Origin of the sequence: Halococcus sp. PRR34, assembly GCF_028617175.1 — an archaeon.
Taxonomy (GTDB): domain Archaea; phylum Halobacteriota; class Halobacteria; order Halobacteriales; family Halococcaceae; genus Halococcus; species Halococcus salifodinae.
In genome coordinates this window covers 1-9,645 of sequence record NZ_JAQJDA010000045.1, presented here as the reverse complement: position 1 = coordinate 9,645, position 9,645 = coordinate 1, and the positions used below count along the sequence as shown (strand labels likewise).

The window sequence follows — 9,645 nt, the reverse complement described above, 5'->3', positions numbered from 1 at the left end:
CTCTGATCCCGCCTCACGTCTGGTCTCTTTCAACGTATCTGCTCGTACCGTGACCGATAGAGTGGACAACTAGCGACAGTGGATCAAGAGTGAAGTCGAGGCCGACGTACGTCTGCGGATCGGCGAGGGTGAAGAGGAAGCCAATGGCGACAAGTACGACAGTGTACGGTAGCGTTATACGGTTCATCACTAGTCGGACGGCGATCGCGATGCCAAAGCAAATGAGCACGCCCAGCACGACGGCTGTTGTTTCGGCCATAGACGTAGACTGACTCGATAGTTACGGAAATAGGAAGGGGTAGAGTACAACGCAGCTATTTCCCGCTGGTCCGGATCGAAGCCCGTGTCTCGAATGATTAGAGAACCGCCATAGCTTCCTTCGTCAGTGCTGGCGAAGTTCAAGGGCGTCTCGAAGCATCACCTCCAGAAATACATCGGATTCCTCGGACTGAAACTCAACTCACTGGACGACTGGTTCGAGAAAGTGCTGTGTTGCGATGTATCGGGATGAGAATCTAGCATAAATAGTTATGTGTGTTGGGCACACACCTACGAACTGAGTATGACCGACGCAAACGTCGCCCTCCTCGTTCGACTCCAAGCACAGTCCGGCAAAGAATCCGATGTCGAGGAATTCCTTCGTTCGGCACTGCCGATGGCCGAGGAAGAACCGGACACCACCACGTGGTTCGCGCTCCGCATGGACGATTCGACGTTCGGCATCTTCGACACCTTTCCGGATGAATCCGGTCGGGAAGCGCATCTCTCGGGCGAAATCGCTGCTGCCTTGGAGGAAAACGCGGACGAGCTGTTCGCAGAACCGCCGGAGATAGAAGAAGTCGACGTACTGGAAGCCAAACTCCCCTAACATCTGAAATTGGACAGGCAGAAGCAGCAAAGACGAATCTCACATCTCGTTCACGAACGCCGGACGTGGCGATGGACCCTTTCGCGCTACTGCGCCGTTAGTGGCGACCCTCCTCGAACTCCTCGATGATTTTATCACAGAAGGCGGGGATGTCGTCGGGCTTGCGGCTGGTCACCAGTCCCTCGTCGACGACGACTTCCTCGTTGACCCACTCGCCGCCCGCGTTGCGGATGTCTGTCTGGAGGCTGGGATAGGAGGTCAGTGTTCGGCCATCTACTACATCTGCCTCGATCAGCGTCCACGGGGCGTGGCAGATGACGCCAAGCGGTTTCTCCGCTTCAAAGTACTCGCGGATGAACGCCACCGCGTCGTCGTTCGCACGGAGTTGATCCGCACCCACACAGCCGCCCGGAATCACGAGCCCGCTGTAGTCCTCGGCGGAAACCTCGGAGAAGGTTTTCTCGACCTCGTATGACCCGCCGGGGTTGATGTCGCCGTTTACCGTTTCGACCTCGCCGGTCTCGGCCCCGACGACATCAACGGTCGCCCCGGCGTTCTCGACGGCTTCTTTGGGGTCAGTGAATTCGACCTCTTCTGTGCCCATCGGTGCGATGAAGACCGCGACGTTCTCGTCTTCAAGTGAGTCTGCCATTATGGTTCCCTCTAGTGTTCGAACTCACGCTATTCACTAAACGGTTGGGAGGAGAGCCGGCGCGAGGCGCTTCGGGCAGCATATCGCTACCTTCGGGAAGGTGCCAGCGCCCAAAAGGAGGATATTACGACGGTGGTGTTTTCCGACCACCCCGCCGGATATGAGAACCCGGACGACGGCTGGTGGGAGCAGGTCGTCCGTCCCGGCCTGATTGTGCTGCCGGACGTGGAGTACCGGGATGACGAATGGCGGTTCGTCGGCGATGAAGAAGAAGAGCGCATCTGAGATACTGTCGGAGAGAATTGCGTTGCAGGCACAACCGGAATATCGGACTGCTGTCCGCCGGTTCACCGCCGCTCAATACGCCGATTGAGAGTTCCAACTCCTCGGGGCCAATTGCTTGTGCTATGACACCACAGGGTACGACCGCCGCAAGTGAGCAACGCAGGAATGCGGTAACCTATCACTGGTATCCGAGAATCCATACAGAACTCGGTCGAACCGACCACCCATGCGAGCCGTTCGCTATCACGAGCACGGCGGGCCGGACGTACTGCAAGTCGACGAAGTGGACCAACCGGACTCGGCGGCGGACGAGGTCCTCATCGAAGTGCGGGCCGCGAGCGTCAACGCGGTCGATGCGAGGTTTCGGGCGGGAAGCTACGGGTCGGTTTCGTTGCCAGCGATTCCCGGCGGCGATGCGGCAGGGGTCGTCGCGGAGGTGGGCGAGGATGTCGAGGGATTTGCGGAGGGCGACCGCGTCTTCGCTGGCGGGATGGGACACGGCGAGGGTGGCACCTTCGCCGAGTACGCTTCGATTCCAAAGATGAAGGTGGCCCATCTCCCCGAAAACATCTCGTTCGAAGTCGGCGGCGCGATTCCGAACGTGGGCGTGACCGCGTGGATGGCGTTCGTCGAAAACGCCGGACTCAGGCCCACCGAGTACTGTCTCGTCCACGGCGGAAACGGTGGCGTCGGGCACACCGCCGTCCAGTTGGGGAACGCGATGGGTGCCGACGTGCTCGCAACCGCTGGCTCTGCGGAAGCGCGCGAGCGAGTCCGCGACCTCGGCGCGGTCGTGGCGTTCGACTACGACAGCGAGACGCTCGCGGATGAAATCTACGAGGCGACCGATGGCGAGGGTGTTGACGTGATTCTCGACCATCGCCTCGACGACTACCTCGGCCTCGATTTGACCGTGGCCGCCCAGAACGGGCGTATTGTCACCATCACAGGCGGAATCCCGGCGGTCGAGGACGCGCCGCTCCAACACAAGGAGGTCACCGTTCGAGGAATGGCCATCGCCAATACACCCGAACGCCGGCCCGTTCTCCGTCGCATCGCTCGCCTCGTGGAACGCGGCGACCTCACCGCCGAAATCGCCGAGACGTACGATTTCGAAGCGGTCGGCGAGGCCCATCGCGCCGTCACTGAGGGCGGGTACGTCGGCAAACTCGTCGTCCGTCCGTAATTCAGTCGTCTCGTGGTTGCTGAATGGTGTCTCCCGGCGTTCGACCGGACTGCGTTCGTTTCCCGGTCGAATAGACGATTGAAATCCGGTGTTGTGTATGAGGGAGAGTATCCCTTTGCACATTCAGGCTCTATCTTTAGGTAAAACCCAATCGTCAGTTGTTACGGGAAGAGAAACCAATGAGAGCACTGACATGGCACGGCGAAAACGACGTCCGCATCGATGACGTTCCCGACCCCGAAATCGAAAACCCGACCGATGCGGTGATCGATATCACGGCCACCGCCATCTGTGGCTCCGACCTCCACCTTTACGACGGCTACATGCCGTCGATGGAAGAGGGCGACGTTCTGGGTCACGAGCCGATGGGCGAAGTGATCGAAGTCGGCGACGAGGTCGAGACACTCGAAGAGGGCGACCGCGTGGTCGTTCCCTTCACGATTAGCTGTGGTTCGTGTTGGTTCTGCGAGAACGACCTCTACTCGCTCTGTGAGGACTCGAACCCGAATGCGGAGATGGCCCGTGAAAACATGGGCCATTCGCCAGCTGGCCTGTTCGGCTACTCACACATGCTCGGCGGCTTTGCGGGCGGGCAGGCCGAGCAGTTGCGGGTACCCTATGCGGACGTCGGCCCGGTCAAGGTCGATTCGGACCTGCCCGACGAACAAGTGTTGTTCCTTTCGGATATCTTCCCGACGGGCTACATGGGAGCCGAAAACGCCGACATCGACGAGGGCGATACGGTCGCGGTTTGGGGCTGCGGGCCAGTTGGGCAGTTCGCTATCCAGAGCGCTCAGATGCTTGGTGCTGGCGAAGTGGTTGCCATCGACCGCGTGCCCGAACGGTTGGAGATGGCACGAGAGCACGGCGATGCCGAAACCATCGACTACGAGGACGAGGACGTCTACGACCGCCTGATGGACATGACCGGGGGTCGCGGCCCGGACGGGTGTATCGACGCGGTTGGGTCGGAGGCACATGGTCACGGGGATTACGGTGGGGCGGACCGACCGTACGTGCTCCAAGAGGCCATCAAGTCCTGCCGAAAGGGCGGCACGCTCTCGATGCCGGGCGTCTATATCGACACCATGAACGACTTCCCAATCGGGCCGCTGATGAACAAGGCCCTGACGGTGAAGACGGGCCAAACCCACGTCCAACGCTACCTCGACCCGCTGTTGGAGCGCATCGAAGCGGGCGACATCGACCCGTCGTTCGTCATCACCCACGAGGAGCCATTGGAGAGCGGTCCTGAGCTGTACGAGACATTCCGCGACAAGGAAGACGACTGCATCAAGGTGGTGTTAACACCCTGACGGCGCATCCGGTTCATCCAGTGGTGTTGCTGCCGCTAACTGTACGCGAGCGCGAAAGCACCCGTTCACGTTTCGCCCGTGTTCTCTGCCCTCGTGCGGGCGACCGACGAACCCTTCGTCCAGACGATTTACGATCTACCTGTGCTGCAAATAGTGTTCGATCACGTATGCTTGCTCGGCGACTGCGCGTTCGTCGCGCGACCGCACACGGCCGCTGGAACCGCAAAAGCCGCCGCCGATGGTATCGAACTCACCGACGCATTGGAGAAACGCGACCTCGAAACCGCGCTCAGGAACTGGGAAGAAAACCGACTCGATACCGGCCGCCGGCTCGTTGCCGAGGGCCAGCGGATGGGCGAAAACTACATGAACTGAGCGATTCGGCGTACGCTAGGGATACTTGAAAATCATCCTGAGTTTTCATTCCTCGACGCTGAATCCGCGCTCTTCTAACAGTTCGGGCAGGCGGTCGCGGTGGTCGCCCTGTAGTTCGATGCGGTCGTCATCGACCGTGCCGCCGGTGGCGAGTTGGCTCTTGAGTTCCGAGGCGAGTTCCGAGACGTCGATCCCTGACGGGTCGAGACCCTCAACGATGGTGACGGCCTTGCCGTACCGTCGTTCGTCCGTCCGAATCGAGACGCGCTGAGAAGTCCGAGCGAGGTCGTCCTCTATGTCGAGTTCGTCGGGCAGGCCGGTGATAGAACTGAAATCGTCCTGTGGCACGGTTCTGTATAGGCACTCGGCGCGTAAAACGCTGCGGGCGCTACTCGCGCTCGGGGAGTTGTGATTCGTCGAGGAAGAACGGGCCAATCGTCAGCGTCCGGTTCACGACGGTGAGCAACCGCAGCAGGTAGGAAAGCAGTAGCGCGAACGGGACCAGCGAGAGTACGAACACGACGCCCACGAACAGAAAGCTCGTACGGATTCCGACCACATCGGTGACCCCGAACAGCCAGTCGGACACGGCGGTCGGGTCGAACAGGACCATCATGTACGCCGTGAGCGCGATTGCGGGCAACGCGGCGTACAACACGGCGCGCCCGACGCCCACGAGTTCGCGCTGGAAATAGAGCGACTTAGCTCTGTTGAAATCCTCAGAGGGTTACAGGTTCGCCCGGTAGTTTGACCGAATGCAGGCTCTCCCAAAGTCGCGGTTACTCCGGTTTGTTGAACAGGCGTATCACTTGGCTCGAAGAGCTGTCGCTCGCTACTCATCGAAGTTCTCGAAACGCCGGTACACACTCCACCAACACATCGTCCTGCTGTGCCTCAAGGTTCGGAAGAATACGACGTACCGAACGCTTCTCGACGAACTCATCGAGATGCCCCGGATTCGGAGCGCCATCAGCCTTGAGGAACTCCCGTCGCCCTCAACACTGTGTAAAGCGTTCAATCGACTCAATATGGCTGTTTGGCGGGTTCTTCTCAATCTCTCGGTCGCACCCCTTCCGACCAACGGTATCGTCGGAATCGATGCTTCTGGGTTCGACCGGAGTCATGCCTCGAAGCACTACACGAAACGAACGAAGTTGACGATTCAGCAGTTGAAAGTCACGCTCCTCGTAGACACGAGGTCAAACGCGATTCTCGACGTACACGTGACGACGACCAGAAAGCACGACTCGAAGATCGCGCCATCGCTCATCAAGCGGAATACCCGGGAAGTCGATATTCTCCTTGGGGACAAAGGATACGACGACCAGAAGGTTCGCGCATTAGCCCGTAGTACTGGTGTTCGACCGCTCATCAAGCACCGCGAGTTTTCATCGTTACAGAAAGCATGGAATACTCGGCTGGATGCCGATCTCTACGGTCAGCGCAGTCAGAACGAGACGGTGAACTCTCGACTCAAACGCAAGTACGGTGCATTCGTCCGCTCACGCCACTGGTGGAAACAGTTCCGGGAAATCGCTGTCGGCTGTCTCATCCACAATATCGACAAGGAACTCTCAACGTGAGGTGTAGAGAGCGTTGTAGTCGATTATAGAGGAGCGAATGGTCACCGGAACTATCGAGTAATCAGGACGAACCCAAGGGCCAACAGGATTAGCAAGACGAGGCCAAAGAGGGCCAGAAGCCCCCAGACACCGCCGATTCCGAGTAGGACGGCCCCACCAGCAAGCGCTAGAACCCCTGCGAGGAGAAATCCGACACGTAATCGGAGGTACGTTCCGATGAGGCGGGTGTTCCAGAGCGTGTGGAGGGGGCCGCGCATACTCGTTGAAGACGCCACCGAGGCAAAGGCATTCCGTTCACTCGGTTGCTTCAGCGGCGATAATGTAGAACTCATGGGATTTCAACAGAGCCTTAGATTTAGGAGTCCACCAATAACCTTCGAACTCTTTTTGTTCAAACATTAGATGCGTGTCTGTGTTGGGAGATAACAAAGTTGTCGGCGTAGCTTAGTTTACAGATTCAGTGACCGGAAATTCAGCTTGCGAGAATTGGAAGGAGTGATTCAGTCATGTCGCATACAGCCTCTGAGTGGGTCACGGTGTTTGTGACACGAACAGAGTAGTTCGTTCAGGCCGTGCTGCATACACAGCGCGTATCGGTCACTGGTCGGTCGTCATTTGGCGCGGGAACGGAGTGATAGATACAGAGGATGTAGTCAACAGAATGGCAGCTTCAGAGGAATAGTCACCAGTTAGTTGGCCCTGACTCACATGCACGGGATAACGGAACGCCATACGTCCGAACGCCGGTAGCCGTCTCCCGCTTGCCGCTGATAAATTTATAATGCTACAGATTGTTACCCATATTCGAGGAGAGACATTCTGGTACCACCATTTCATCTTAGTCCGGGATCGCGGATTATTCAGGTCCGACGAGCGGACCCGACTCCGAATACAGTCGAACCACAGCAGCTGCTGTCTGGAGGGTATTCATGAGTGACGAATCCGAGGACTCGCCACCAGTCGTCCGATCCCAGGACCGGGCTGCTTCCGGCGTCCCGGCAACGGGCTGGGCACTCGGCGATCGCTTCTCATGGAATGAAATCCATCAACGGCTGCTCGCGTCCGCCGACGAGGAAATCGCCAGCACGCTCTCGGAACTGTTTTTCAGCGGTTTCACCGCCGGCTTCGCGATCGTCTTGACGTTCATCGGCTACACGGTCGGGACCGCGACGTTCCCAAACAATAGATTCCTCGCCGCAGTGCTGTATCCGATCGGGTTCATGTACATCATTCTCGGACGGTACGAACTGTACACCGAGACCACTCTCCCACCGGTCAAGCTGGTGCTGACCCGGTTGGCCAGTCTCCCCTTGCTGTTACGCATGTGGAGCGTTGTCCTGCTGGCGAATGTCATCGGTGCCGCGTTCGGCGCGTTCATCCTCGCAAACACGCACGTACTTACGCCGGCAGAGATGGAGGTCGGAGCCGAATTCCTCCAGCACGGCCTCGAACTGGGCTGGTGGGACCTGTTCTTCAAGGCCCTGTTCGCGGGGTGGCTCGTTGCTGGCGTGATGTGGCTCCATACGGCTGCGCGAGACACGATCTCGCGTGTCGTAATCACCTATCTCGTCTTCTACACGATTCCCGTCCTCGGCCTGTACCACGTCGTGAGTTCGGGCGCTGAAGCACTCTTCGTCGTGTTTCTCAAGACGCCGAGTCCGGGAGTACTCACCCTGATTTATGAGTTCTGGCTTCCGATCCTGCTTGGCAACACGACTGGTGGCGTCGTATTGGTCGCGCTCGCGAGCTACGCGCAAGCCGTGAGACGCCGGTATCCGGAGATTCGGGTTCTGTCGAGCCGGGAGATGCTGTTCAGTTTGAAAGGCGGTCGCCCGTTCGAAACGCCGAGACCGGGCATCCAGTTACCGGAAAACGGTGGTGGACCCGAGGAGGAATCCGACACAACTAGGTGACGTTGTACTATAGACAACCTGCAACTCTCCATTTTGTGGGGTGGTGCTGAATATGCACTCCCTTCCTAACGGCTGGTTCAGCAGAGGGTAGGCGGAAATAAACGAACTCGTCGTGCTGAATTCAGCCTCTATAATCAGCACGCCGCTTGTATCAAATTCCGAGGGTTTCAACAGAGCCAGCGACTTGAAATACTCGCGCGTCGGGCCGAAGAACAACAGCGTCTCGATGAGTTCGTCGAACTGTTCCATTGCTTCTTTCGAGAGTTCGTCCGCGTGTTCGTCGCGGAGCTGTCGCCCGAGATAGATTTTCCACGAGTAGTTGTGGTTGAGTACCGGCAACAATGCGCCGAAGGAGCCGAACGTCGGGGTTTCCAACCGCTCACGTTCGTCCTCGCTGTACGCGCGGACGACATCGATGTACTCAGCGACCTCCCCGGTCCCGGAGGGATTGTCGTCATCGGCCATCGCCCCGTCCAAGTCGTCGAGTTCCTTCTCGACTGCTCTGGCGAGCGCCTGAAAGAACTCCGTGGGCTGTCCGGGGCTGACGCCGACATCGATGTGGTTCTCCGCGTCGCGGCGGAACTCCATCGAGTGGTTCATGCGGTCGCGGAAGCTCCCGAGGTCCGAGGAGAGTTGCTGTGAGAGACCGAACTGCGAGAGCGTGAGCACCAACGTCACAGTCGTGATGATGCCGGTCAACAGCGCATAGAACAGCGTTCCTCCAATGGTGCCGGTTGAGAGAAACTTCTGTATCGAGCGTGGACCGTACAGACCGAAAATCACGAACGCCACGAACGTCCCGACGAGCATGGCGGCGGCGACGGCGCGGCGGTCGCCCGTGATGAGCAACCACTGGGTAACTCGGTTGTCCCCGGCCTGTTCGACCATCGTCTCCGGCGGTTGTGAAATGTCGTACGATTCCGTCTCACTCATTGTTGACCACCATGGCCGTCTCTCGGATAAGTGACTTCGTGACGATGAGTCGCCGACTCCGTTCGCCCCACAGTCGCTCCCGATTCAGCGTCTCCTGCAACGTTTCCGAACGATTTCTCCATCGGCCCGTTCGACGTGTCCCGTATCGTCGCGCGCCAGCGGTCGCACTCGACGAGACCCGCATCCGCGAGCATCGACAGGTCTCTGTAGTGCAGTCTGACGGCGACCGCCTCGCGGTGCTTCTCGGATTCGAGCGTTTCTCGTGATGGTTCCGAGTCACTCTCGCGTCGTCTTTCCGATTCGTGCGCGAACATTCGCCGACGAGGGCGTCGAACGAAACGGTTCCATCGGGGGGCGGGAGCGAGCACCGGAGTGCATCGGTCACGCGACAGCGTGAGCGTTTGCAGTGTGGTCGGCGGATGCGGAGTGTTTTGGGCGTAGTTGGTGTATCCGCACTATCGCTAGTTGTCCACTCTACCAGTCACGGTACGAGCAAGTGCGTAGAAATCGGCCAGACGTGAGGCGGAGTCCCAA

General features: G+C 58.8%; 13 protein-coding genes and 1 pseudogene. 8 read left to right on the top strand and 6 right to left on the bottom strand.

The genetic code is table 11. The features are described 5' to 3' along the window. Window positions 1-13: 13 nt before the first annotated feature. On the bottom strand, window positions 14-259 hold the full coding sequence (locus PHA81_RS20545; protein ID WP_273838724.1) for a hypothetical protein: 246 nt from the start codon (window positions 257-259) through the stop codon (window positions 14-16). Between the two features lie 100 nt (window positions 260-359). Here PHA81_RS20545 and PHA81_RS20540 point away from each other — a divergent pair. Further along, window positions 360-511: pseudogene (locus tag PHA81_RS20540) on the top strand (IS1595 family transposase); the annotation flags it as partial. A 51-nt stretch (window positions 512-562) separates the two neighbouring features. After that, window positions 563-868 carry a hypothetical protein gene (locus PHA81_RS20535; protein ID WP_004054295.1) on the top strand — a complete coding sequence of 102 codons (306 nt, stop codon included), beginning with the start codon at window positions 563-565 and terminating at the stop codon, window positions 866-868. A gap of 97 nt (window positions 869-965) precedes the next feature. On the opposite strand, the gene PHA81_RS20530 is transcribed toward PHA81_RS20535, so the two are convergent. After that, a complete protein-coding gene (locus PHA81_RS20530) occupies window positions 966-1,520 on the bottom strand; it encodes a type 1 glutamine amidotransferase domain-containing protein (RefSeq protein WP_273838714.1) in 555 nt (184 codons plus the stop codon). 132 nt (window positions 1,521-1,652) lie between these two features. On the opposite strand from PHA81_RS20530, the gene PHA81_RS20525 reads away from it, so the two are divergent. From PHA81_RS20525 to PHA81_RS20510, 4 genes are all read left to right on the top strand, one after another. Beyond that, complete coding sequence (locus tag PHA81_RS20525) at window positions 1,653-1,805, top strand: hypothetical protein (protein WP_176696652.1); 153 nt, start codon at window positions 1,653-1,655, stop codon at window positions 1,803-1,805. Window positions 1,806-2,031: 226 nt separating this feature from the next. Next, window positions 2,032-2,991 (top strand): NADPH:quinone reductase, encoded by a 960-nt coding sequence (locus tag PHA81_RS20520; protein ID WP_273838709.1) that lies wholly within the window; start codon window positions 2,032-2,034, stop codon window positions 2,989-2,991. A gap of 179 nt (window positions 2,992-3,170) precedes the next feature. Then, window positions 3,171-4,307: a zinc-dependent alcohol dehydrogenase gene (locus tag PHA81_RS20515; protein ID WP_273838708.1), complete on the top strand. Its 1,137-nt coding sequence runs from the start codon at window positions 3,171-3,173 to the stop codon at window positions 4,305-4,307. A 153-nt stretch (window positions 4,308-4,460) separates the two neighbouring features. Further along, window positions 4,461-4,682: a hypothetical protein gene (locus tag PHA81_RS20510; RefSeq protein WP_273838706.1), complete on the top strand. Its 222-nt coding sequence runs from the start codon at window positions 4,461-4,463 to the stop codon at window positions 4,680-4,682. Window positions 4,683-4,727: 45 nt separating this feature from the next. Here PHA81_RS20510 and PHA81_RS20505 read toward each other — a convergent pair whose 3' ends face one another. Both PHA81_RS20505 and PHA81_RS20500 read right to left on the bottom strand, forming a co-directional pair. Next, window positions 4,728-5,030, bottom strand: coding sequence for a translation initiation factor (locus tag PHA81_RS20505; protein WP_058365923.1), 303 nt, complete (start codon window positions 5,028-5,030; stop codon window positions 4,728-4,730). 40 nt (window positions 5,031-5,070) lie between these two features. Further along, window positions 5,071-5,358, bottom strand: a complete 288-nt coding sequence (locus PHA81_RS20500) for a hypothetical protein (RefSeq protein ID WP_058365922.1) — start codon at window positions 5,356-5,358, stop codon at window positions 5,071-5,073. A gap of 79 nt (window positions 5,359-5,437) precedes the next feature. Between PHA81_RS20500 and PHA81_RS20495 the strand changes: the two genes are divergently transcribed. Next, the gene (locus tag PHA81_RS20495; protein ID WP_273838697.1) at window positions 5,438-6,265 is read left to right on the top strand and encodes an IS5 family transposase; all 828 of its coding nucleotides are present in this window, start codon (window positions 5,438-5,440) and stop codon (window positions 6,263-6,265) included. 50 nt (window positions 6,266-6,315) lie between these two features. Here the strand turns inward: PHA81_RS20495 and PHA81_RS20490 are convergent, their stop codons facing one another. Then, on the bottom strand, window positions 6,316-6,522 hold the full coding sequence (locus PHA81_RS20490; RefSeq protein ID WP_273838696.1) for a hypothetical protein: 207 nt from the start codon (window positions 6,520-6,522) through the stop codon (window positions 6,316-6,318). Window positions 6,523-7,194: 672 nt separating this feature from the next. Between PHA81_RS20490 and PHA81_RS20485 the strand changes: the two genes are divergently transcribed. Further along, window positions 7,195-8,178 carry a formate/nitrite transporter family protein gene (locus tag PHA81_RS20485; protein ID WP_273838694.1) on the top strand — a complete coding sequence of 328 codons (984 nt, stop codon included), beginning with the start codon at window positions 7,195-7,197 and terminating at the stop codon, window positions 8,176-8,178. Here the strand turns inward: PHA81_RS20485 and PHA81_RS20480 are convergent. Beyond that, entirely contained in the window at window positions 8,128-9,111 is a 984-nt protein-coding gene (locus PHA81_RS20480) for a hypothetical protein (RefSeq protein WP_273838692.1), read from the bottom strand. The two genes, PHA81_RS20485 and PHA81_RS20480, sit on opposite strands and share 51 nt — an antisense overlap. Window positions 9,112-9,645 lie beyond the last annotated feature (534 nt).